The 23675-nt window shown below is 39.4% G+C and carries 19 protein-coding genes; 15 read left to right on the top strand and 4 right to left on the bottom strand.

Annotated features, from left to right (window positions below):
- Positions 1-30 precede the first annotated feature (30 nt).
- From nrdA to ubiG, 3 genes are all read right to left on the bottom strand, one after another.
- Positions 31-2316 (bottom strand): class 1a ribonucleoside-diphosphate reductase subunit alpha, encoded by a 2286-nt coding sequence (gene nrdA, locus SANK73390_RS04700; protein WP_462764159.1) that lies wholly within the window; start codon positions 2314-2316, stop codon positions 31-33.
- A gap of 361 nt (positions 2317-2677) precedes the next feature.
- Positions 2678-3325: an HAD family hydrolase gene (locus tag SANK73390_RS04695; protein WP_462764156.1), complete on the bottom strand. Its 648-nt coding sequence runs from the start codon at positions 3323-3325 to the stop codon at positions 2678-2680.
- Entirely contained in the window at positions 3322-4032 is a 711-nt protein-coding gene (gene ubiG, locus SANK73390_RS04690; protein WP_462764153.1) for a bifunctional 2-polyprenyl-6-hydroxyphenol methylase/3-demethylubiquinol 3-O-methyltransferase UbiG, read from the bottom strand. Before ubiG ends, SANK73390_RS04695 begins: the two co-directional genes overlap by 4 nt.
- A 185-nt stretch (positions 4033-4217) precedes the next feature.
- Here ubiG and gyrA point away from each other — a divergent pair, with 185 nt between their 5' ends.
- From gyrA to SANK73390_RS04625, 13 genes are all read left to right on the top strand, one after another.
- Positions 4218-6896: a DNA topoisomerase (ATP-hydrolyzing) subunit A gene (gyrA, locus tag SANK73390_RS04685; protein ID WP_462764150.1), complete on the top strand. Its 2679-nt coding sequence runs from the start codon at positions 4218-4220 to the stop codon at positions 6894-6896.
- A 65-nt stretch (positions 6897-6961) separates the two neighbouring features.
- Positions 6962-8044 carry a 3-phosphoserine/phosphohydroxythreonine transaminase gene (serC, locus tag SANK73390_RS04680; protein WP_462764147.1) on the top strand — a complete coding sequence of 361 codons (1083 nt, stop codon included), beginning with the start codon at positions 6962-6964 and terminating at the stop codon, positions 8042-8044.
- Positions 8044-9321: a 3-phosphoshikimate 1-carboxyvinyltransferase gene (gene aroA, locus SANK73390_RS04675; protein ID WP_462764144.1), complete on the top strand. Its 1278-nt coding sequence runs from the start codon at positions 8044-8046 to the stop codon at positions 9319-9321. The genes serC and aroA overlap by 1 nt, the downstream gene beginning before the upstream one ends.
- A 171-nt stretch (positions 9322-9492) precedes the next feature.
- Complete coding sequence (gene cmk, locus SANK73390_RS04670) at positions 9493-10206, top strand: (d)CMP kinase (protein ID WP_462764141.1); 714 nt, start codon at positions 9493-9495, stop codon at positions 10204-10206.
- A 96-nt stretch (positions 10207-10302) separates the two neighbouring features.
- Positions 10303-11970 carry a 30S ribosomal protein S1 gene (rpsA, locus tag SANK73390_RS04665; protein ID WP_462764137.1) on the top strand — a complete coding sequence of 556 codons (1668 nt, stop codon included), beginning with the start codon at positions 10303-10305 and terminating at the stop codon, positions 11968-11970.
- A 60-nt stretch (positions 11971-12030) separates the two neighbouring features.
- A complete protein-coding gene (gene ihfB / locus SANK73390_RS04660; protein ID WP_261592997.1) occupies positions 12031-12318 on the top strand; it encodes an integration host factor subunit beta in 288 nt (95 codons plus the stop codon).
- A gap of 22 nt (positions 12319-12340) precedes the next feature.
- Positions 12341-12604 (top strand): lipopolysaccharide assembly protein LapA domain-containing protein, encoded by a 264-nt coding sequence (locus tag SANK73390_RS04655; protein ID WP_462764134.1) that lies wholly within the window; start codon positions 12341-12343, stop codon positions 12602-12604.
- Positions 12605-12606: 2 nt separating this feature from the next.
- Entirely contained in the window at positions 12607-13743 is a 1137-nt protein-coding gene (locus tag SANK73390_RS04650) for a lipopolysaccharide assembly protein LapB (protein WP_462764131.1), read from the top strand.
- 105 nt (positions 13744-13848) lie between these two features.
- On the top strand, positions 13849-14553 hold the full coding sequence (pyrF, locus tag SANK73390_RS04645) for an orotidine-5'-phosphate decarboxylase (protein WP_462764128.1): 705 nt from the start codon (positions 13849-13851) through the stop codon (positions 14551-14553).
- Between the two features lie 384 nt (positions 14554-14937).
- Positions 14938-16113, top strand: a complete 1176-nt coding sequence (locus SANK73390_RS04640; protein ID WP_462764125.1) for an efflux RND transporter periplasmic adaptor subunit — start codon at positions 14938-14940, stop codon at positions 16111-16113.
- Positions 16110-19313 carry an efflux RND transporter permease subunit gene (locus tag SANK73390_RS04635; RefSeq protein WP_462764122.1) on the top strand — a complete coding sequence of 1068 codons (3204 nt, stop codon included), beginning with the start codon at positions 16110-16112 and terminating at the stop codon, positions 19311-19313. Before SANK73390_RS04640 ends, SANK73390_RS04635 begins: the two co-directional genes overlap by 4 nt.
- Positions 19303-20004 carry a response regulator transcription factor gene (locus SANK73390_RS04630; RefSeq protein ID WP_462764118.1) on the top strand — a complete coding sequence of 234 codons (702 nt, stop codon included), beginning with the start codon at positions 19303-19305 and terminating at the stop codon, positions 20002-20004. The genes SANK73390_RS04635 and SANK73390_RS04630 overlap by 11 nt, the downstream gene beginning before the upstream one ends.
- Complete coding sequence (locus SANK73390_RS04625; protein WP_462764115.1) at positions 19988-21256, top strand: sensor histidine kinase; 1269 nt, start codon at positions 19988-19990, stop codon at positions 21254-21256. The genes SANK73390_RS04630 and SANK73390_RS04625 overlap by 17 nt, the downstream gene beginning before the upstream one ends.
- Before the next feature lie 19 nt (positions 21257-21275).
- Here the strand turns inward: SANK73390_RS04625 and SANK73390_RS04620 are convergent, their stop codons facing one another.
- Positions 21276-22112: a M61 family metallopeptidase gene (locus SANK73390_RS04620; protein WP_462764112.1), complete on the bottom strand. Its 837-nt coding sequence runs from the start codon at positions 22110-22112 to the stop codon at positions 21276-21278.
- 160 nt (positions 22113-22272) lie between these two features.
- Between SANK73390_RS04620 and SANK73390_RS04615 the strand changes: the two genes are divergently transcribed.
- Positions 22273-22671 (top strand): hypothetical protein, encoded by a 399-nt coding sequence (locus tag SANK73390_RS04615; RefSeq protein ID WP_462764110.1) that lies wholly within the window; start codon positions 22273-22275, stop codon positions 22669-22671.
- On the top strand, positions 22650-23642 hold the full coding sequence (locus tag SANK73390_RS04610; RefSeq protein ID WP_462764107.1) for an NAD(P)H-quinone oxidoreductase: 993 nt from the start codon (positions 22650-22652) through the stop codon (positions 23640-23642). The genes SANK73390_RS04615 and SANK73390_RS04610 overlap by 22 nt, the downstream gene beginning before the upstream one ends.
- Positions 23643-23675 lie beyond the last annotated feature (33 nt).

The raw sequence follows: 23675 nt of genomic DNA, 5'->3' as shown, positions 1-23675 counted from the left end.
AAAACAGCGGATCTTATGACCCGCTAATACTTATATTTTACAAGCGCCGCCTGCACAATCATCATCTTCCGCTTGTACTTTAAGCTCATCATGTGAGTCAGAAGCGCCATCTCGGGTGTTGTGATAATAAAGTGTTTTTACACCTAACTTATATGCAGTTAATAAATCTTTAAGCAGCAGCTGCATTGGAACTTTGCCACCTTCAAACTTATTTGGGTCGTAGTTTGTATTTGCAGAGATAGTTTGATCGACAAACTTCTGCATAATTCCAACCAAGCTTAAGTAACCATCATTTGAAGGGATATCCCACAGTAATTCATAGCTGTCTTTTAAACGCTCATACTCAGGAACAACTTGTTTTAATATACCATCTTTACTGGCTTTTACGCTGATATGACCACGAGGTGGTTCAATACCATTTGTGGCATTTGATATTTGTGATGATGTCTCTGATGGCATTAATGCTGATAGCGTTGAGTTGCGCATACCATGTTCTTGAATACGCTCGCGAAGACCGTTCCAATCTAAATGGAGGGGTTCTTCACAAATTTTATCTAAATCACGCTTGTATGTATCAATTGGCATAATGCCTTGGGAGTACGTAGTCTCATTAAACAATGGACAAGCACCACGCTCTTTAGCTAACTCATTTGATGCTTTCATTAAGTAAAACTGAATTGCTTCAAAAGTACGGTGTGTTAAACCATTCGCGCTGCCATCAGAATACTTAACGCCATTTTTGGCGAGGTAATAAGCATAGTTAATAACGCCAATACCGAGGGTTCGACGTCCCATAGTTGCATTTTGTGCAGCAGGTACAGGGTAGTCTTGAAAATCTAATAGGTTATCAAGTGCCCTTACGGCAAGTTCAGCTAATTCCTCTAGCTCGTCTAATGATTCGAGCGCACCTAAGTTGAATGCTGATAAGGTACATAGTGCAATTTCACCATCAGGGTCGCTCACATTGTTTAAAGGCTTAGTTGGTAGCGCAATTTCAAGGCACAAGTTTGACTGTCGAATTGGGGCAACCTTTGAGTCAAATGGGCTATGTGTATTACAGTGGTCAACATTTTGCAGGTAAATTCGGCCGGTACTTGCACGTTCTTGTGCAAACATAGAAAACAGCTCAATGGCTTTAATACGCTTTTTACGAATTGATTCATCTTGTTCGTATTGCACGTACAGAGTTTCAAACTTTTCTTGGTCTTCAAAAAAAGCATCATACAGCCCTGGTACATCCGATGGGCTAAATAATGTGATGTAACCATCTTTGATCAAACGTGTGTACATAGTTTTATTAAATTGCACACCATAATCTAAGTGGCGGACACGGTTTTCTTCAACGCCTCGGTTATTTTTTAGAACAAGCAAGTTTTCTACTTCTAAATGCCAAAGCGGGTAAAACAAAGTGGCAGCGCCACCGCGAACACCACCTTGCGAGCAGCTTTTAACAGCAGTCTGAAAGTGCTTATAAAAAGGAATGCAACCAGTGTGATAAGCTTCACCATTGCGAATAGGGCTACCTAATGCACGAATACGGCCAGCGTTTATTCCAATGCCAGCGCGTTGACTTACATATTTTACGATAGCAGATGAAGTTGCATTGATAGAGTCTAAACTATCACCGCACTCAATCAATACGCAGGAACTAAATTGACGAGTTGGTGTGCGTACACCCGCCATAATCGGGGTAGGTAGTGATATTTTAAAAAGTGAGATCGCATCATAAAAACGTTTGACGTAGTCTAGGCGTGTATCTTTTTGGTAATCCGAAAATAAGCTTGCAGCGACCAAAATATACAAAAATTGGGCACTCTCATAGATTTCGCCCGTCACACGGTTTTGAACTAAATATTTACCTTCGAGCTGTTTTACAGCGGCATAACTAAAATTCATATCACGGCTGTGATCAACATAGTCATTAAGTTCATCAAGTTCTTGCTTGGTATAATCAACAAGAAGGTGAGGGTCATAACGTTTGTCTTCAACCATTTTAGTTACATGGTCATATAAATGCGGCGGCTCAAATTGACCATAAGCTTTTTTACGTAAATGGAACACTGCAAGGCGCGCAGCTAAATATTGGTAATCAGGAGAGTCTTTATCTATTAAATCAGCAGCGGCTTTAATAATAGTTTCATGTATATCTTCAGTACGAATACCATCGTAAAACTGAATATGAGACTTTAATTCGACCTGTGATACAGAAACATTATTTAGACCTTCTGCGGCCCAAGTGATCACGCGATGGATCTTATCAAGATCAAGCGGCTCTTTACGGCCATTTCGTTTGCTGACAGATAGCTGTTGGTTCATAGTTGCGCCTGTATTCCTTCGGAATTGTATTTTTGTGGTAAACGCACGGTTCACACTTTGATTATCTATTCACCACTATATATGGTGATAGGCTTACCGTGGATCACAAGATAGTGTGGATTAGCATAATTTGCAATAGAACAACTTGGCTACAATTGTGGATAACTTAGGGATAATCTTCAAGTGTTAGTATTCATTAACCTTTGAGGAATCACTGCTAAAGAAGCCTAAAAAAAATCAACCAAGAAGTCTGGTTTTTTTATCAAATTCAAAAAAAATTCTAACTGATTTTTTTATACGCAATCTGGCTTCCTTTTAGTTACAAGGCACAAGATATAGTGCCTTGTCGAAATCAAAAATACTAGATATGCGAAAATAACGATTCAGGGTTAGTTAAATTTAGATCTGCTTGCCAGCTGAGTGCAGTTGCTTTGCTGGGGATGTAGCCCCACAACGCAGCAACGGATCGCATATTGGCCGCTTTTGCGGCTGCTATGTCTCTTTCTGCATCGCCTACATAAAAACATTCTCTAGGCTTAACTGCTAATTGTTGAGCAACATGCAAGAGTGGTTTTGGTGAAGGCTTTGCTTCATCTAGCGTATCTCCGCAAACGACGACTTCGATATCTTTTAATTCATCTATTAACTTTAACAAGGGTAAAGTTAAGAAGGTCGGTTTGTTGGTCATTATACCAATTTTTATTCCGTTACTACGAAGCATGTCTAATAAAGGGGCGATCCCGTTAAAACAATGGCTATGAACCGCGATGTTTTTTTCATAATAATCAAGCACACTTTGTTTTAGTATGGGTTCGTCATAATCAGTTAGCTTATCTTTAAAGCCAACTTCTAATAACGCTTTAACGCCATTTGATATTGCGGGGCTATAATCTGCTTTTGATACCTCAGGTAGGCCATATAACTGTAAAGTGTAGTTAAGCGCGGCACCCAGATCGTCACAAGTGTCTAGTAGGGTCCCATCTAAGTCAAAAATAACAGCTTGGGTCATGCTAGCTTCTCAAAATGTAAAAGATAATTAACACTGACATCATCAGTTAGTGTGAATGTTTTGCTAATCGGATTATAGCTAATACCAGCACTAGCGCGCACTTTTAGACCGACTTGTTCAGCCCAGTTAATTAGTGTTGAAGGGCGAATAAATTTGTCATGTTGGTGTGTACCTTCAGGCACAATTTTAAGGATTTTCTCTGCGCCAACAATTGCCATTAAATAAGCTTTTGTTGTTTTGTTGAGTGTAGAGAAAAAGACACTGGCACCAGGTTTTGCAAGTTGAGCTACTGCTGAGATAATAGAAGCGGGCTCTGGAACATGCTCTAACATTTCCATGCATGTTATTACATCAAATTCTTCAGGGTGCTGGGTGGCAAAGTCCTCAGCAGGTATTTTTTGATAATCAACTTTTACGCCAGACTCTAAGCTATGTAACTTAGCGACATTTAATGGCTCTTGACCCATATCAATGCCATGAGCCTTTGCGCCTAGTTTAGCCATACTCTCTGTAAGAATACCGCCGCCACAGCCAACATCTAGTACTTTTTTTGCAAATAAACCCTGACATTTATCATTTATAAAATCTAAGCGCAGTGGGTTGATATCGTGCAGCGGTTTAAATTCTCCTTCTGTATCCCACCACCGTTCTGCGATTTGTTCAAACTTTGCAATTTCTTGTGGGTCTACATTTTGATGTTCGGTCATAAAAAACTTCCTCGTTAATCTGAGCGCATTATAAAGGGGGTCAGATTAAAATCACTAAAATTTTGCGCCTGTAAACTGTTTAAAAGTGTGTTAGCATGGCGTTTGAGAATTAATAATAACTTAATCCCTTTGTCACGCGATAGTGTGACATAAAAGGGTTAGACACTGAAGGAAAGTGGAACCGAATGACTGAACTCGCCAATGAAATCCTGCCAGTCAATATTGAAGATGAACTCAAAAACTCGTACTTAGATTACGCGATGAGTGTGATCGTTGGTCGTGCATTACCTGACGTACGTGATGGCTTAAAGCCAGTACACCGTCGAGTTTTGTTTGCCATGAACGAATTAAAAAATGACTGGAATAAGCCTTATAAGAAGTCGGCGCGTGTTGTCGGTGATGTAATTGGTAAATACCACCCTCACGGCGACAGCGCAGTGTACGACACAATAGTACGTATGGCGCAACCATTTTCTTTACGCTACATGCTGGTTGATGGCCAAGGTAACTTTGGTTCTGTAGATGGTGACTCAGCAGCTGCAATGCGTTATACCGAAGTACGTATGGCTAAGATTTCTCACGAATTGTTAGCCGACTTAGAAAAAGAAACGGTCGATTTTGTACCAAACTACGATGGTACTGAACAAATTCCCGATGTATTACCGACAAGAGTACCTGCTTTATTAGTTAATGGCTCTTCAGGTATTGCTGTTGGTATGGCAACGAACATACCTCCTCATAACTTAACTGAGGTGATCAATGGTTGTTTGGCTTTAATCCAAAATCCTGATCTAACCATTGAAGACTTAATAGAGTATATTCCAGGCCCAGATTTTCCAACAGCAGCAATTATTAACGGTAAAAAGGGCATTGAGCAAGCGTATAAAACAGGCCGTGGTAAAGTTTACATCCGTGCTCGTGCTGAAATTGAAGTGGACGAAAAAACGAGTAAAGAAACTATTATCGTCCATGAAATTCCCTACCAAGTTAACAAAGCACGCTTAATAGAAAAAATTGCTGAATTAGTTAAAGAGAAAAAAGTTGAAGGGATCAGCGCGCTTCGTGACGAATCAGACAAAGACGGTATGCGTATCGTAATTGAGGTCAAACGTGGTGAAGTAGGCGAAGTGATTTTAAACAACCTATATGCACAAACTCAGTTACAAACTGTGTTTGGTATGAATATGGTTGCGTTAGACAATAATCAGCCTAAATGCTTTAACTTAAAAGAAATGCTTGAAGCGTTCATTATTCATCGCCGTGAAGTTGTAACGCGTCGTACCGTATTTGATTTACGTAAAGCACGCGATAGAGCACATACCCTTGAAGGCTTGGCGATTGCACTGGCAAATATAGACCCTATCATTGAGCTTATTCGTAAATCACCGAGCCCATCTGAGGCAAAAGCTGCACTAGTAGCTCGTTCTTGGGCGCTGGGTACAGTTAAAGGCATGCTTGAAAAAGCGGGTGAAGATAATGTTGCACGTCCAGATTGGTTAGAGCCAGAACTGGGTATTCGTGACGGTCAGTATTATTTGTCAGAACAACAAGCTCAAGCCATTTTAGATTTACGCTTACATAAATTAACGGGTCTTGAACACGAAAAGATTCTAGCTGAATACCAAGAGTTATTAGAGCTAATCGCAGAATTATTATACATACTCTCCACACCTGAACGTTTGATGGAAGTGATCCGCGATGAGCTTGTGGTCATTAAAGAGACCTATGGCGATGAGCGTCGCACTGAAATTAGTGCAGCCGCGCATGACATTAGTTTAGAAGACTTGATCAATGAAGAAGACGTTGTAGTTACTTTATCTCACGAAGGTTATGTGAAGTATCAGCCTCTTACTGATTATGAGGCGCAGCGCCGTGGGGGTAAAGGTAAAGCTGCTACGCGTATGAAAGATGAAGACTTTATCGAGCGTCTATTAGTTGCTAATACTCATGATACTATCTTGTGTTTCTCAACCGCTGGTCGCATGTACTGGTTGAAGGTCTATCAGTTACCGCTTGCATCTCGTGCAGCACGTGGTAAACCAATCGTTAATTTGTTGCCACTTGAAGCAGATGAGCGTATTACCACAATTTTACCTGTTCGAGAGTACGAAGAAGACAAGTATGTATTGATGGCAACAGCTAACGGCACTGTTAAGAAAACACCGCTTACGGCATATAGCCGTCAACGCGCAAGCGGCATCATTGCTATTAATTTAAATGAAGGCGATTGCTTGATAGGTGCAGATATCACAAATGGCAGTAACGATATCATGCTATTTACTGATCATGGTAAAGTAGTGCGTTTCAATGAAAAATTACGTGACTCTGAAACTGGTGAAGTAAAAATTGACCCTGAAACAGGTGAAGAGCAGCTAGCACTTCGTCCTATGGGTCGTACAGCAACTGGTGTACGTGGTATTAAGATGCCCGATGATGTAAAAGTTGTTTCGCTGATTGTACCTAAAAACGATGGCGCTATATTAACAGTAACTGAAAATGGTTACGGTAAACGTACTTTGCTAGAAGATTACCCAGCTAAGAGCCGAGCTACTCAGGGTGTTGTGTCTATTAAAGTTAGTGAACGTAACGGTAGTGTTGTGGGTGCTGTACAAGTTGAAGATAACAACGAAATTATGTTGATATCTAATCGCAGTACGCTTGTGCGAACACGTGTTAGTGAAGTTTCAACGGTTGGTCGTAATACCCAAGGGGTTATTTTGATTAGAACTATTGACGACGAGCAAGTAGTTGGTTTACAACGTATCGAGGAAATAGCAGTTGAAGAACTTCCCGAAGGTGAAGGTAGTGAATTACCTACATCGGAGGACTCACCAGTGAGTACTGATGACTCACCCAGTGAATAAGTGAAAAAAGCGGCTCCGGCCGCTTTTTTTATAATAAATACTAAGTTGTTTAGGAATGAGGAAAAATGACGGTATATAATTTTTGTGCAGGTCCTGCAATGTTGCCCCCTGAGGTCATGAATAAAGCACAGCAAGAATTTTTAAATTGGCAAAATTTAGGTGTATCAGTGATGGAAATTAGCCATCGATCTGCGCCATTTTTGGCCATGGTAAAAGAGTGTGAAGCAAGCTTACGCCGTTTGATGGCAATCTCAGATGAGTTTGACGTGCTATTTATGCACGGCGGTGGTCGTGGTCAGTTTGCGGCGGTTCCCCTAAATTTACATTTGGATAATGCACCCGGTGTATATATTGAAAATGGTATTTGGTCTACTGGAGCTACCCAAGAGGGAGCAAGGTTTACAACAGTAGAAGGCATCAATGTTCGTAACGATGATAACGGTCAATTTGATATTAAACCAGTCAATCAATGGCTACTGCCAGAGAACGCCTCATTTATTCATTACTGCCCGAATGAAACCATTGATGGTATAGAAATTTTTGATGTACCTAAGCATAAAACTGCTCCGATTGTGGCAGATATGTCATCAATGATTTTATCACGTGAGATAAATGTGGATGATTTTGATGTTATTTATGCTGGAGCACAAAAGAATATAGGTCCGTCGGGCTTATGTATTGTGATAATTCGCAAAACACTGTTAGCCCGCGAAGGTCTTCCTTGCCCATCAATACTAGATTATAAAATTGAAGCTAAACAAGGCAGCATGTATAACACGCCACCAACATTTTCCTGGTATTTAGCAGCTGAAGTATTCAAATACTTAGAAGCGAACGGTGGTGTGCAAGCTATGGAAGTACATAATAAAAACAAAGCAGCTATTTTGTATGACTACATTGATGGGTCAGATTTTTATTCTAATAAAGTAGCAAAACATTGTCGCTCATTAATGAATGTCCCATTTTGGTTAAAAGAAGACAGTCTCAACGCGAAGTTTTTAGCGCAAGCTGAGCAACATGGTTTAGTTGCACTCGAAGGACACCGTTTGGTTGGCGGGATGCGTGCTAGCATTTATAACGCGATGCCAATTGAAGGTATTAACGCGTTAGTATCGTTTATGGAGAAATTTGCAAAGGAGCACAGCTGATGGAGCAATTAACACTAAGGCCTATTTCTAAGGTGTCAGGCTCTGTCACCTTACCAGGATCAAAAAGCTTATCGAATCGCATCTTGCTGCTTGCTGCATTGGCACAAGGCACCACTGAAGTACATAACTTGTTAGACAGTGATGATATTCGTCACATGTTAGGTGCACTAGAGCAAATGGGCGTAAGTGTTACGCTCAATGATGATAAAACGATTGCCACTGTTGATGGCTGTGCAGGTCGACTCACCTCACCAAAAGATGCCCTGTTTTTGGGCAATGCGGGTACTGCATATAGACCACTAACAGCAGTATTGGCTGCTACAGTTGGAGAGTTTGAGTTGATAGGTGAGCCGCGTATGGAAGAGCGGCCTGTCGGGCACTTAGTAGATGCGATGCAAGCTTTAGGTGCGGATATTAAATACTTAAAGAATAAAGACTACCCACCATTGCTGATTAAAGGTAAGGCTTTACAAGGCGGTGAAGTTGAAATTGATGGTAGTATTTCAAGCCAATTTTTAACCGCATTACTGATGGCAGCCCCTTTATTTGCTGGTGATACTAAGATCAGAATTAAAGGAGATTTGGTATCAAAACCTTATATTGATATCACGATTGGTGTTATGGCGCAATTTGGCGTGGACGTCGTAAATGATAACTACCAAACTTTCAGTGTTAAAGGTGAGCAAGTTTATCAATCTCCAAAAAGAGTAATGGTTGAGGGAGACGCATCGTCTGCTTCTTATTTTATTGCTGCGGCTGCAATTGCTGGAGGTGAAGTTGTCATCAACGGTGTTGGGAAAAAAAGTGTTCAAGGTGATATTGGCTTTGCTAATGTAATGGAGCAAGTTGGGGCACAAATTGATTGGTACGATGAGAAGTTAGTTGTCCGTAAAGGAGAACTTCAAGGCGTTGATATAGATGCCAATGCAATTCCTGATGCTGCGATGACGTTGGCGACAGTAGCATTGTTTGCTAAAGGACCTACGGCGATTAGAAATATTTACAATTGGCGAGTTAAAGAAACAGATCGATTAGCTGCTATGGCCACTGAACTGAGGAAGGTTGGTGCAGAAGTGGTAGAAGGCAATGACTTCATCGAGATAACACCGCCGAAAAATATAAATCTAACTGATATCGATACCTACAATGATCATCGTATAGCAATGTGTTTTTCTATGGTTGCAGTGGCTGGTCATACAATAACGATTAACGACCCTGGCTGCACAGCCAAAACTTTCCCAACATATTTTGATGTGCTTACCTCAATTAGTACTTAGTGACACCTAATGAAGTCATGCTGTAATAGTTTAGAGTTGTTTCTAAAATAGCTCTAAACTATTCATTTTAGTACCTATCTAACAAAAAGTTACATGATAATAAGGTAAAATTCATTTAATTTGCGTATAATGCTCGCGATTTATTTCAGGTGAGCATTTCAGGAGGTTTAAATGCCGGCATCTATGCCAGTTATCACCGTCGACGGCCCAAGTGGTTCAGGCAAAGGAACAGTTTGTCGCTTGTTAGCTGAAAAACTAAATTGGGATGTTTTGGACAGCGGAGCAATCTATCGCGTGTTGTCTTTAGCTGCGTTACACCACCAAATTGCTCTTGATAATGAAGAAGCTTTGGTGCCGTTAGCAGCCAATTTAGATGTACAATTTCTCATCGACTCAAGTTCTAAAAAAAGTAAAGTAATTTTAGAAGGGGAAGATGTAAGTAACACTATTCGAGATGAAAAGGTCGGCGCTGCGGCGTCAAAAGTAGCGGCTTTACCTCGTGTTAGAGAAGCCTTGCTCCGCCGTCAGAGAGCATTTAAAAGCGAACAAGGATTAATCGCTGATGGTAGGGACATGGGAACTGTGATTTTCCCTGAAGCCGAAATCAAACTGTATTTGACGGCAAGTGCCCAAGAACGTGCTAATAGGCGCTACTTAGAGTTGAATGCTAAAGGGCTAGATGTTACACTAAGTGGTCTGCTCGAGGACATAAAAGCACGCGATGACCGAGATATGAATCGAAAAGTTGCGCCGCTTGTACCAGCAGACGATGCAATCGTGATTGATACGACAGAACTGGATGCTCAACAAGTATTTTCTAAAATAGTATCAATACTTGATGATGCAGTGGTTTCAGGAAAGCTCGAAAAATCACGTTTAGCCTAAAAATTTATTATGCGCTGGCAGGATGCTGGTGTTTTTTTAACTACCCCATGCAGCATGGTTGCTAATTGGAATATTAATATATGAGACGTATTTAGTATGTCAGAAAATTTTGCGCAGTTATTTGAAGAAAGCCTAAAGGGTTTTGAAGCAGAGCAAGGCTCTATCGTTAAAGGTACTGTTATTTCAATCGAGAACAACATTGTTCTTGTTGATGCTGGTTTAAAATCAGAAAGTGCCATCCCTGCGGAGCAATTCAAAAATGCTGCTGGTGAACTAGAAGTTGCTGTTGGCGACGAAGTAGACGTAGCACTTGATGCAATCGAAGATGGTTTCGGTGAAACTATCCTTTCTCGTGAGAAAGCGAAGCGTCACGAAGCTTGGATCCGTCTTGAAAAAGCGTGTGAAGAGCAAGAGACTGTTATGGGTGTTATCAACGGTAAAGTTAAAGGCGGTTTCACCGTTGAAGTTGACACTATTCGTGCGTTCCTACCTGGTTCACTTGTTGATGTTCGTCCTGTACGTGACACAGCACACCTTGAAGGTAAAGAGCTTGAATTTAAAGTAATCAAGCTTGATCAAAAGCGTAACAACGTTGTTGTTTCACGTCGTGCAGTTATCGAATCTGAAAACTCACAAGAGCGTGAAGAACTTCTTGCAAACCTTGTCGAGGGTCAAGAAGTTAAAGGTATCGTTAAGAACCTTACAGACTACGGTGCGTTCGTTGATTTAGGTGGTGTTGATGGTCTACTACACATTACTGATATGGCGTGGAAGCGTGTTAAGCACCCTTCAGAAATCGTGAATGTTGGCGACGAAATCGCAGTTAAAGTACTTAAGTTTGACAAAGAAAAGACTCGTGTTTCTTTAGGTCTTAAGCAACTTGGCGAAGATCCATGGGCTGCAATTGCAGGCCGTTACCCAGAAGGTGCTAAGCTTTCTGGTCGTGTAACTAACCTAACTGACTACGGTTGCTTCGTTGAAATCGAAGAAGGCGTTGAAGGTCTAGTACACGTATCTGAAATGGATTGGACTAACAAGAACATTCACCCTTCAAAAGTAGTTAGCCTTGGCGATACTGTTGAAGTAATGGTTCTTGAGATTGACGAAGAACGTCGTCGTATCTCTCTAGGTCTTAAGCAATGTATTGCTAACCCTTGGCAAGAATTCGCTCGTCTTCAAAACAAAGGCGACCAAGTTACGGGTAAGATCAAGTCAATCACTGACTTCGGTATCTTCATCGGTCTTGACGGTGGAATTGATGGACTTGTTCACCTTTCTGACATCTCTTGGAACACTCCAGGCGAAGAAGCGGTTCGTGAGTTCAAAAAAGGCGACGAAATCACAGCAATCGTATTGCAAGTTGACCCTGAGCGTGAGCGTATCTCTCTTGGTGTTAAGCAAATCGAAGCTGACCCTTTCAATAACTACCTAGACGCAAACAAAAAAGGTGCTATTGTTAAAGGTAAGGTAACTGAAGTTGACGCTAAAGGCGCAACGATTGAGCTTATCGAAGGTGTTGAAGGTTACATTCGTGTAGCTGACATCGCTCAAGAGCGTATCGAAGATGCAACGACTGTTGTTTCTGTAGGCGACGAAATTGAAGCTAAATACTTAGGTGTTGATCGTAAGAACCGTACAATCAGCCTTTCAGTTAAAGCTATGTTTGAAGCTGAAGAGAAAGAAGTTCTTGAGAAGTTGAAGAAAGAAGAGCCTGCGTTTGAAAACGCAATGGCTGCAGCTTTCAAAAACGCTCAAAAAGACTAATATGCAAGTCTTAACTGGAAGGGCGCTTTAGCCCTTCCTTTTTATATCTAAGGAAACATTATGACAAAGTCAGAATTGATAGAACAACTAGCAGAGCAACATGCTCATATCCCAGTAAAGGATGTAGAGAACTCAGTTAAAGAAATTCTTGAACAAATGGCAGGCTCATTATCAAGCTCTGATCGTATTGAAATCCGTGGTTTTGGTAGTTTCTCTTTACATTATCGTTCTCCTCGCACAGGGCGTAACCCTAAAACAGGTGATACAGTAGAGTTAGATGGAAAATACGTACCACACTTTAAGCCAGGTAAAGAGTTACGTGATCGCGTAAATGAAAGTCTTAAATAAAACCTGATATATGGAGTAACACTTGATCAAGGTAGTTAAAAAAGGATTGGCATTAGCTATAGTTTTATTAGCATTTGTTATTGGAACTCAAAACCCAGAAGTAGTTGATGTTAATTATATTATTGCTAGTAGTACTTTACCCTTGTCAACCTTAATGAGTGTATGCTTTGTTATTGGTGTATTAGTTGGGTGTGTAATTAGCTTTACGGTATTTTCAAAGTTGAAATGGCAAAACTATCGACTGAAGAAAAACAATCGTCGAATGATAACTGACACCGAACGCTGACTATGACTGAGTTGCTGTTTTTATTGCTTCCTGTTGCAGCTGCATATGGCTACGTAATGGGAAAAAATAGTGCAAAAAACCAAGCTCTTGAACTCAATCGCCAAATTACCTCTCAATATAGTAAAGGTCTAAAATTCCTACTTGATCGCGAAGAAGATCAGGGTTTGGAACATCTTATTCAGCTTTTAGAAGTATCTGCAGACTCTGTTGAACACTATCTCACCTTAGCTACTTTGTTTCGCAAAAGAGGCGAATTAGACAGAGCAATAAAAATTCATGAATTATTGCTAAACCAACCAAATTTAAGTGCCAGTGTTATGGCTTCATGTCGCTTGGAACTTGCTAAAGACTATGTACTTGCAGGATTATTAGATAGTGCTGAAGAACACCTCGTTATTTTAGTCAAAAATCATAATGTTGAAGCTTTAGATCCTATTATCAATTTGTACTCACAAATGCGCGAATGGCGCAAGGGTATAAATATGTATGAATCGCATCGTGAGTTGTTTACTAAACCTCAACATTTTGCAGCAATTGCTAATTTTTATTGTGAGGCGGCAATAAATGATGACACACCTAAGTTAATGGAACTGGCGTGTGCGTTTGAGCAAAAAATAATTCGACCGTATTATGAATTGGGTAAAGATGCTTTTGCAAAAAATGACCATGTAAAGGCTATTTATTATTGGCGAAAGTTGGTTGTTAACTGTACTAATACAGCACCACTTTATATTAAAGAATTAGAACAAAGTTACATTGAACTAAATTTAAAAAATCAATTTGATGATCTAATCGAAGAACTGCTTCCACAGGGCGGTGTACTGATACGTATAAAGCACTGCCAATCATTGTTAGAGCAAGGGCAGTTACCTCAAGCAATTGACTTTTTAACTGATAGCTTAAAACGTGAACCATCTATTCGTGGCTTTAGCTTTTTGCTTCAGTTATTGGGAAATAATAATAATAAAATTCAAACAGTGTTGTCAGAAATCGATAAGCTAGTGAAATCTTATATTGCCACTAAACCAGAGTATCAATGCCAGCATTGTGGCTTTAGTAGCCATACTTTGTACTGGTTATGCCCATCATGTAAACATTGGGAAACGATAGGACCAAGTAAAGGACTAGATGGCTATTAACGCGAATTACGTAAATTCTCAGGTCAATTCATAAAGTTTCCGTTATAATACTGCAAAATGTTCGCGCTTCTATATTTCTGAACTGCCGGTAAACTTAGGAATACTATGTCTCAAAATGATACAAAAAAAGTGCTTATCGCATTAGATTATGATGATAGGCAAGTAGCAATAAATTTTGTAAAACAGCTTTCACCCTCAGAATGTCGTTTAAAAGTCGGCAAAGAAATGTTTACCTATTTTGGTCCAGAGTTTGTAAAAGAGTTAATCGAACTTGGGTTTGATGTGTTTTTGGATCTTAAGTTTCATGATATACCAAATACAGTTGCTAAAGCGGTTACTGCCGCAGCTGAGCTTGGTGTTTGGATGGTTAACGTGCATGCAAGCGGTGGTCTTGAAATGATGCAAAAAGCAAAACAAGCATTGAATAACTATGGTGACAAAGCACCGTTATTGATTGCAGTTACGGTGCTAACAAGTATGGATCAAGGGCAGTTATTGCGTTTAGGCATTGAAAAAACACCTCAAGATCAGGTTGTTTACTTAGCTAAGCTAGCCCAAGAAGCCGGGCTTGATGGTGTTGTTTGTTCCGCACAAGAAGCTCAGTTATTAAAGTCTCAACTGGGTGATTCATTTAAGTTAGTTACTCCTGGGATTCGCCCTGCAGGTAGTGATGTTGGCGATCAAAAGCGTATTATGACACCACAAAAAGCTGTAGCTGCTGGTAGTGATTATTTAGTCATCGGCCGCCCAATTACACAAGCAAGTAACCCAGTTCAAACTTTACAAGAAATTAACGCATCCTTGGCGTAACTCTATTTGGCAACAACAATTCTTACCTTAAGGTAAAGAATTGTTGTTGTAATACCAATTCTATTAAACATTGCCCAATCTAGCGAGCTAAAAGACTCATTCACTGTGTTAAAAATGACTTATGTAGAATAACGACATACCGAAATTTTTTCTGGTTACTAAGCCTTTGATCTATCTTAATATCTGATCATTTATTTAATGCAATTGATATAAATCATGAAAACTGTAAATTATCCAAGACGAAAGTCTTAACCTACCTTTAACCGCTCACTATTTATACTCCACTCATCAGTTAGTGGAGAAGTGTTTGATGTTTTTAAATTACCTTGAAGTACCGATTTATTTAGTAAGCAAGCTTAGTTTTATTGTTAGAGGTAATCTAACATGAGATTTAAACTATTAAGTGTGATGCTTAGTATTAGTGCATTTTTTTGTGTTGTTGTATATAACCAAGTATTCAATGCAGAAAAGTCTAATCCAGAAACCAAATTGATTTACACAAGTATAAATAGCACGATGGATTTAGCACCCCAAGTTGAAATTTTAGAAGTATCTGCGAGTCAATATGCGCCAACAGTAATCGGGTTTGGAGAAACTAAAGCAAAGTTTGAACTAGAAATAAAAAGTGAAATCAGTGGCAGAATTATTGACATTAGCGATCGTTTTGTTACTGGTTCTCTAATTACTCAAGGTAGTGTTATTGCAAAAATTGACGATATAGCATATTTAGTTAATTTAGCACAGGCTAAAGCAAGTAGAGCTAAAGCGTTACTTAATTTGCAAGAAGAAAAAAGACAAGGTGAGGTTGCCTACAACGACTGGCTCAGAAGTAAAGATGAAGGTCAAAAAGCGACGCCTCTTATCTTGAGAGAACCACAATTGGTAGCTGCAGAAGCAGAGTTTGACTATTGGCAACTTGCTGTAACAAAAGCACAAAAAGAGCTTGAAAAAACTAAAATTAAGGCACCTTTTGATTCTATTGTGGTGAGTTCACTTATACAACCAGGTAGTTATATTCAAATCGGGTCAGCAATGGGGAGACTTTATAGTACTTCAAAAGCTGAAATAAGCGTGCCTTTGTCAGAACTACAGTGGCAACAGTTGTCAAAACTCTTGTCTGACAAAGCTCAGAATATGACATGGCCTGTTACTATTTATAGTACTACAAACTCTTTAACTTTTTGGCAAGGCAAGGTTGAACGTATAGAGCGTCACTTTAACGATGATACGCGTCAACGTTCGGTAATTATAAGCGTTGAAAACCCCTTACAACAAGATATACCAATGTATAGTGGCACCTTTGTTAAAGTGATTATCAAAGGTGAATCTCACGATTCATTATATCAACTTCCTGCATCGGCGGTATCTCAAAATGGCGATATTTGGTTAGTTGATGACAAAAGCAAGTTGAAAAAACAGACGATAAAAAATGAGTTTGCACAGAACGGCTATATCTATATTAAATCCATCAATGACAGCCCTGTAAAAATTGTTAAACGCCCCCTTAGTCACTTTAAGCAAGGGATGCAGGTGTTGGCAATTAAAGGAACATTACTATGAATGGAACAGACTCTGATAAAGGTGTAATTGCTTGGTTTGTTTACAACCCCGTAGCGGCAAACCTACTTTTTTTAGCTGTTATTGCCATGGGGTTGTTGTCAATAAATAGTTTACGCAAAGAGGCATTCCCTAGCTTAGAACCAGATACGGTATCAGTGTCTGTAGTGTTTGAAAGTGGTGAACCTGTACAGGCTGAACAGGGAGTAGCCATTAAAATCGAAAATGCGCTGCAGAGTGTTGCAGGTATCAAGCGCATAACCACAACCTCTAATGCACAAGGTGCTTATGTTAATATCGAGATGGAAAATGGTTATGATATAGAGGCGCTTTATCAAGATATAAAATCTCAGGTAGATGCAATTAACAACTTACCAAAACGCTCTGAGCCCCCAGTTATAACTAAAGCCACACGTCAAGAGCATGCTTTATGGTTACAATTGTATGGCGATGTAGACCGTCAACTACTTGATACTTGGGCTATCCGTCTGAAAGAAGCGCTGATGTCGCAAAGTGCAATTAAAGATCTAGAAATAAAAGCAAAACCACAGTGGGAGATGTCTATAGAAGTAGATGAAGCAAAATTACAAGCTTATAACATTAGTATAAATGACATTGTAGAGGCAATAAATCGAGAGTCATCATATGAGATAGGTACTAGCCTCTATGATGAAGATAAATCAGTCAGACTTAAAGTTTCAGAGCAAGCTTATGATGTTGCTGACTTCAAAGCTATCGTTATTAAAAGTTTCAAAATGGGAGGGGAAATAAAACTTAACGACATTGCAGTTGTTAAGTTTGAGGCTGCAGACAGCTCATACAACTTATCTCGTTACAATGGCTATAATGCGGCTGCAATAGAACTTGTTATGGATGACAATGGAGACGTAGTTGATATTGTTGAGCAAGCAAATCGTGTGGTAGAAAAATGGCAGGCAGAGTCATATTTGCCCAAAGGGCTTATGATCACGAGTTGGTTAGATAAAAGTACACTCATCACTGAGCGGTTATCGCTACTTGTAAAAAATGCATTGACAGGTGTCGCCTTGGTATTTTTTATACTTGCATTGTTTTTAAATTTGCGAGTTGCATTTTGGGTTGCGATGGGATTGCCATTTGTGTTTTGTGGCACATTATTTTTTATGACGGAGAGTTTCGCTGACCTTAGTCTTAATGAAATGACAACTTTTGGCTTTATTATGGCACTAGGTATCGTGGTTGATGATGCAGTTGTAATTGGTGAGAGTATTTACCACACAAGATCACACAATGGAGATCACATTAGCAATACGGTTTTAGGCACTCAAAGGGTTGCAACCGCGACTATGTTTGGTGTGTTAACAACGGTGGTGGCATTTACTGCACTGAGTAACGTACAGGGACGATTAGGTCAAGTATATGCTCAGTTTGGTACTATCGTTGCAATAGCCTTAGTGTTATCTTTAATTGAGTCAAAACTTATTTTACCCTCTCATTTAGCATATTTGGATACGTCCAAACCTTCAAAACTAGGCGCTTGGCAGCAGATTAGAAAATATGCAGACACATTACTGAATCAATTTAACGACAGAATTTATCTTCCCACATTAAAATACGCACTGAACAATTATATCAAGATCACAGGTATATTTTTAAGTGTGATGGTGGGGGTTCTATTTTTGCCGTTTAGCGGCGCTGTAAGGGTTGCATTCTTTCCTGATGTTCAAGGTGATACAGTTAGTGCCAGCATTACAATGTATAGTGATGCAAGTTCAGGGCAAGCATATCAAAATCTTCAAGTGTTGGAGCTGTTAGCGATAAAAGTAGACAGTCAGCTTCGTAAAAAATATCAGTTACAAGATGACGTGACTAATAATTCATATATAAGCAGTATACAAGTTTTGGCCGAAGGAGCATCACAAGGTTCTGTTACTTTAGAACTCAATAAGCAAAATGATTTTAATGCCAGTGAGTTTGCACAATTGTGGCGTAACCATGTTGGTACACTTGAGGGGGTCAAGAAGACTAAAATATTAGCCAAACGTGGCATGATTGATAACTTTAACATGCAACTTAACTCGAATAACGTTGTTTCTCTATATGCAGCGGGAGCCTATTTACTTGATATAGTACAATCCATAGAAGGCACCAGCGGGATAGATCATAATATGGATTTGGGGGAATCACAGTACTATTTTGAGCTTAATGAACAAGGCCGCGAACTTGGTTTAGATACTAGGGCCCTTTCCACTCAGGTCCTCAATAGTTTTGGAGGGGATGTGGTTCAGCGCTTTCAGCGCGGTGGCAATGAAATCAAAGTCAGAGTGCGCTACCCAAAAAACAAACGTAAAACTCTCGCTGATATTAAAGCTGCTTTTGTTAGAACGCCGTCTGGAATTACTTTGCCATTAAGTGATATAGCTAATGTACATACCCAATACCAAAGTGCTGAAATTACGCGTATTGCTGGTAAGCGCTCGATATATATTAGTGCTGTGATAGATAAAAACGTTATATCACCTCGCGACATCATTACGCGTTTGCGTCAGTCGACTTTGATAGAGCTTACAGAACGTTACCCTGACGTTAAGGTTGAGTTTGCAGGGGAGGCACAGCAACAACAAGAAACAGGCAGTTCAATGATACAGATGTTTGCGCTCGCCTTATTTGCAATTTATGCGTTGTTGGCTATACCGCTTAAGTCCTATGTACAACCAATGATAATAATGGCTGTAATTCCGTTTGGTGTGGTAGGTGCCATTTTGGGACATTGGTTTAATGGGCTTACGTTAAGTATATTGTCTTTAAATGGTATTTTAGCGTTAAGTGGTGTTGTCGTGAACGATAGTTTGTTGTTTGTATCGCGCTATAATCAACTGATGAAAATAGGAAAGTACGATATAAAAGAAGCAATTATAGAAGCTGGCCAATCTAGGCTTCGAGCTATAATATTGACGTCAGTAACAACTTTTGCAGGCTTATTTCCGCTATTAAGTGAGACATCGTTACAAGCTCAGTTTTTAATACCAGCAGCAGCAGCGTTAGGTTATGGCATCTTGTTTGCGTCATTCATTACTTTATTACTGATACCCACGCTATTATTAATACAACAAGATATCACGTGCTTTTTTAATCGAAGCATAAAACGTATCTGGCGTAAAAGAGAGCCAAACGAAGTTGAATGTACACAGGCGATGAGTAAGGAGCAACGGGATGGCACATAATAATCTAACTATTTTATTAGTTGAAGATGACCGTGACCTAGCAGCAACCGTGATAGATTATTTTGCACTTGAAAATGTGCACTGTGACCATGCCAGTGACGGTGTGCTTGCGTTAAATTTAGTTTTAAGGCACAGCTATGATGTGATCATTCTTGATTTGAATTTACCACGAGTTAATGGATTGCAGGTATGCGAGCAAGTCAGGCATAAAGGCATTGATACACCCATATTAATGTTAACTGCAAAAGACACATTAGAAGATAAGCTAATAGGGTTTGAAAAAGGAGCCGATGACTACATGGTTAAGCCTTTTGCGATGCAAGAATTAACCATACGAACCCAAGTTTTAGCAAAGCGAAAGAGTGGGCAAGTTGCTAAGTTGACAGTGGGCGATTTGCAATTGGATGTTAAACAACAAGAAGCTTATCGAGCGGGTGAATTATTGAGCTTGTCTCCTATAGGTACAAAAATTCTAGAGGCACTTATGCGTGAAAGCCCAAATGTGGTATCACGTAAAAAGCTCATTCAAGCTGTGTGGGCAGAAGACCCACCAGATAGTAATAGCTTAAAAGTGCATATGTTTTATATTAGAAAACAAGTAGATGCAGAACATAGTCAAAAATTAGTCCATACAGTTGCGTCAAAAGGGTTTGCCATTAAGCAAATGAACAGTAATGAAGATACGAATTAGTTTACGTATATATGTATTAATGGCAATGCTGCTTACAGGCACCAGTAGTATTGTGTTGCTGTCGGCATTAAGTATGCAGTACTTTACAACGGGAATGGATGTAGCTATGCAAGGAGGCATGTATGCACAAGCACAGCAATATACGGTCACCAATGGTACGCCAATTAAAAGCCAGCAATATGTTATTGCGTCTCAGTGGCAAGATTTGCCTGAAAATATCAAAAGTCATTTTAATAAAACAGATCTGCCACTCAATACACTAAAGAAGCACATGGTAGGTGGAACTTGGTTTACACCACCAAAAGCAGGCTTTTTTGTCATTAAAGTACGAAATAAAACACAGACTGTATATGTATCAAGCATATTTATACCTGATGAACGAATGCTCATGCTCGCTCCTGAAGTTCCTCATTTTGTTATAATTATAGTCATTGCTATTTTATCAATTTTAGCTTTTGTGGTGATTTTAATGGTAGTTCTGAAAAAAGTAACAAGACCGGTAGAGCGTTTAAAAGTTTGGGCGGGGCAACTTGAGAGAAATAACTTAAATCAGGTTATTCCTGATTTTCGCTTTAGTGAGTTAAACTCAATTGCACAAATGGTCAGTGACAGCTTGCATTGCGTTCAGCAAAGCGTAGAGCGAGAACAAAAATTTTTGGCTTATGCAAGCCATGAATTGCACACGCCAATTGCAGTTATCCGCTCCAATACGGATTTGTTATTGAAGTTGGTAAATGGTGATTTTGTAAAAGAAAAACAATTATTGGGCCTAGAGCGTATCGAGCGTGCTGTACTAACAATGGGGGCACTCACTGAAACTTTACTTTGGCTTAACCGTGACGACACAATGGCGGTTACCGTTACAGATCTTTGTTTAGCAAAGCTAGTTAAAGAGGTTGCATCTGAACTAGATTATCTCGTCAAAGATAAGCAAGTCGAAGTTCGTATTAATACCGATAAGTGTATTTATCCATTACCTGAAACAGTATGCCGTATAGTTTTGAGTAATATTATTAGAAACGCATTCGTGCATACTAACCACGGACTTGTCATCATAAATCAGTCAGGTCATGAGGTAACGATCACTAACGTTGATACCGCGCCTATATATGAATCAAACGAACTTGGCTTTGGACTTGGTCTTGAACTGACTCAGCGTTTAACATCACAATATAGCTGGTACTATTCAAGTAAAGAAACAAGCTCTGGACGACATGTATACTTAGACTTTATACCCATAAAAGGTCACTAATGTGGCGTTTATCATCACACTAAAATAGCAGTTGATTGAGTTGTTTAGTACTTATATTCGGAAAATCCATGCGGTATGAATACTGGTGATAAAGTGTGGAGAATACCGCACTTTTAGAGAGCTTATCTAATTGCGCGAGAAATTGTTTTGCTGAATGAGTGCTGCGTTTACAGCATTGCTGATATTGTCGTATTACATCGGCAATTGTTTTGTATTTACCTGTGTGTTTTTTTAGTTCTAACTGTGCATGGATAAAAAAAGCCACACCACTCCAATATACACGCTGTTGCGCCCCTAGTGCCCACATGTTGTTAGCTACTTGATTCAAAGGGCCTTTTATTCTATTTGTTTGTTGCTGGCCTCGTTTTAATCCTGCTTTAAGCCGGGCTTTAAATTCATTATGATTAATGATGCCGTTTTCTAACATAATGATATTTTGCAAGTAAGTTGCTAGGCCTTCACTTAGCCAAAAGTCTTTATAGGCAAATAAAGGATGATATAGGTGCGAAAGTTCATGATACAGACTCCAGTCATATATTAATGCTTTTTCGCTGGCATAACGGTGAAAATGTAATTCAATAGCATCATAAATATTATCATCAATACCTCGTTTTACACTTGCCCATGGCACTGGCTCAAAAGCAAAATAACGCGGTTTTAAGATAACGGGCAGAGTTTGCTGTGTGAGTGGCCCAAGTGTTTTAAAGGTACTGTTTATGCCATGAGCAACCCAGTTTTTTACTTTATTCTGTTGAGGAGTATTTAGTTTTTCTAAGTTTACATATGTTACTTCAAATGCAAGAGAGGTTTTGATTGTTATGCTTAAAATCAAAACAAGTAAACCGTACATGTACATATATTTCTACTTCATTGTTCGCTGTGTTTTATAGTAGACCGTAAAAAATCAAAACAATTACACACGTTACTGTAATTGTTGAAATTAACTCAAGTGAGTTGTTTGGCTATTTATGATTTACTCAATTTTAATTAAGTACATAAACATGATGAGAAAAATAATGAAAAAAGAAAGTATTTTATTAGTCATACTACTGTATTGCACACAAAGTGAGGCAAATCCATTACTAGGTACTTGGCAGTTTGTGGAGGGTAAATATGCAACCCAGAGTGGTTATGTAAGTGCGAAAGCACCAAGTTTAAGTTCAGTGAAAGTAATTTCGCCAACGCACTTTAGCTACATAACACAAAAAGACGGTGATTTTTTATATGCTGGGGGTGGGCCTTACAAACTTGATGATAAATATTTCTATGAGACCTTCGCGTATGGAAATGTTCCTTCTTTACAGGGTAAAACAATGGCATTTAGCTATAAAATAGAAGGTCAATTATGGCATCATACATTACATGAAAATGGCAAGCTTGTTGAAGCAGAAATATGGGAAAGAGTAAGCAATTGAAATTGATGAACTATATCAATTATGCTGATAATGGCGTGTTGACTATCGAAAAAACCGCTATGGCACAACCCAAAAGCCATGAAGTGCTCATTAAAGTTGCAGCTTTTGGTGTAAACCGAGCTGACTTATTACAAAAGCAAGGTAAATATCCGCCACCTGAACATGACAGCCTGATCCTTGGCTTAGAGGCTGCTGGTATTGTCGTTGAATGTGCTGCGCCATCACAATGTCAGTGGCTCAATAAAAGGGTGTTTGGATTAACGCAAGGCGGCGCTTATGCTGAATATGTGTGTATTGATGCACAACAGCTTATGCTAATACCTGATGATGTGACTTTTGAAGCTGCAGCAAGTTTTGCAGAAGTTTACCTAACGGCTTTCGATGCCGTTGTGCGAACCGGTCAACTGTGTGCCGATAACGTTCTTTTAGTGCATGGTGGAGCGTCAGGAGTTGGCAGTGCGGCCATTCGTTTAGGTAAAGCATTAGGTGCATATGTGATTGCTACCCAAAGTAGCGAAATAAAGTGTCAATATGCCAAGCAGCTTGGTGCAGATTTAGTGATTAATTACAATAGGCAGTGTTTTTCACAAGTGATGAAATCCCGAGGTTTGTATGCAAATGTGATTATCGACCCAATTTCAGGCGAATATGTTGATAAAAATATTAAAGTTGCAGCCATGGACTGCCATTGCATTGTGCTGGCAATGCTCGGTGGTCGTTACAGTGAACTGGATATGGCAAAAGTACTCTCAAAACGTGTTCATTTACATGGCTCAACATTGCGAAATAGAGCACTTGAATACAAACGACTGCTAGTGGCTGATTTTATTTCGCGTTTTGGTACACAGCTTTTTACTGAAACCATGCGCATTCCTATACATAAGTCTTTCGCATTCAGCGAAATTGAACAAGCACATGCAATGCTACACAATAATGAGAATATGGGTAAAGTAATAGTGTCAATATCGTGATAAACATGGCGAAAATCAGCTGTGTATGTATAA

The organism is Pseudoalteromonas sp. SANK 73390 (assembly GCF_054966645.1).
The sequence above is the reverse complement of the archived record's forward strand: the minus strand, read 5'-3'. Positions and strand labels throughout refer to the sequence as shown.

Bases quoted from the DNA above. Each gene is read 5' to 3' on its own strand.
- rpsA (WP_462764137.1), top strand. From the start codon at position 10,303: ATGTCAGAAAATTTTGCGCAGTTATTTGAAGAAAGCCTAAAGGGTTTT.
- SANK73390_RS04650 (WP_462764131.1), top strand. From the start codon at position 12,607: ATGACTGAGTTGCTGTTTTTATTGCTTCCTGTTGCAGCTGCATATGGC.
- ihfB (WP_261592997.1), top strand. From the start codon at position 12,031: ATGACAAAGTCAGAATTGATAGAACAACTAGCAGAGCAACATGCTCAT.
- SANK73390_RS04615 (WP_462764110.1), top strand. From the start codon at position 22,273: ATGAAAAAAGAAAGTATTTTATTAGTCATACTACTGTATTGCACACAA.
- ubiG (WP_462764153.1), bottom strand. From the start codon at position 4,032: ATGACCGAACATCAAAATGTAGACCCACAAGAAATTGCAAAGTTTGAA.
- SANK73390_RS04695 (WP_462764156.1), bottom strand. From the start codon at position 3,325: ATGACCCAAGCTGTTATTTTTGACTTAGATGGGACCCTACTAGACACT.
- aroA (WP_462764144.1), top strand. From the start codon at position 8,044: ATGGAGCAATTAACACTAAGGCCTATTTCTAAGGTGTCAGGCTCTGTC.
- serC (WP_462764147.1), top strand. From the start codon at position 6,962: ATGACGGTATATAATTTTTGTGCAGGTCCTGCAATGTTGCCCCCTGAG.
- SANK73390_RS04625 (WP_462764115.1), top strand. From the start codon at position 19,988: ATGAAGATACGAATTAGTTTACGTATATATGTATTAATGGCAATGCTG.
- pyrF (WP_462764128.1), top strand. From the start codon at position 13,849: ATGTCTCAAAATGATACAAAAAAAGTGCTTATCGCATTAGATTATGAT.
- cmk (WP_462764141.1), top strand. From the start codon at position 9,493: ATGCCGGCATCTATGCCAGTTATCACCGTCGACGGCCCAAGTGGTTCA.
- SANK73390_RS04630 (WP_462764118.1), top strand. From the start codon at position 19,303: ATGGCACATAATAATCTAACTATTTTATTAGTTGAAGATGACCGTGAC.
- SANK73390_RS04610 (WP_462764107.1), top strand. From the start codon at position 22,650: ATGGGAAAGAGTAAGCAATTGAAATTGATGAACTATATCAATTATGCT.
- SANK73390_RS04635 (WP_462764122.1), top strand. From the start codon at position 16,110: ATGAATGGAACAGACTCTGATAAAGGTGTAATTGCTTGGTTTGTTTAC.
- SANK73390_RS04620 (WP_462764112.1), bottom strand. From the start codon at position 22,112: ATGTACATGTACGGTTTACTTGTTTTGATTTTAAGCATAACAATCAAA.
- gyrA (WP_462764150.1), top strand. From the start codon at position 4,218: ATGACTGAACTCGCCAATGAAATCCTGCCAGTCAATATTGAAGATGAA.
- SANK73390_RS04640 (WP_462764125.1), top strand. From the start codon at position 14,938: ATGAGATTTAAACTATTAAGTGTGATGCTTAGTATTAGTGCATTTTTT.
- nrdA (WP_462764159.1), bottom strand. From the start codon at position 2,316: ATGAACCAACAGCTATCTGTCAGCAAACGAAATGGCCGTAAAGAGCCG.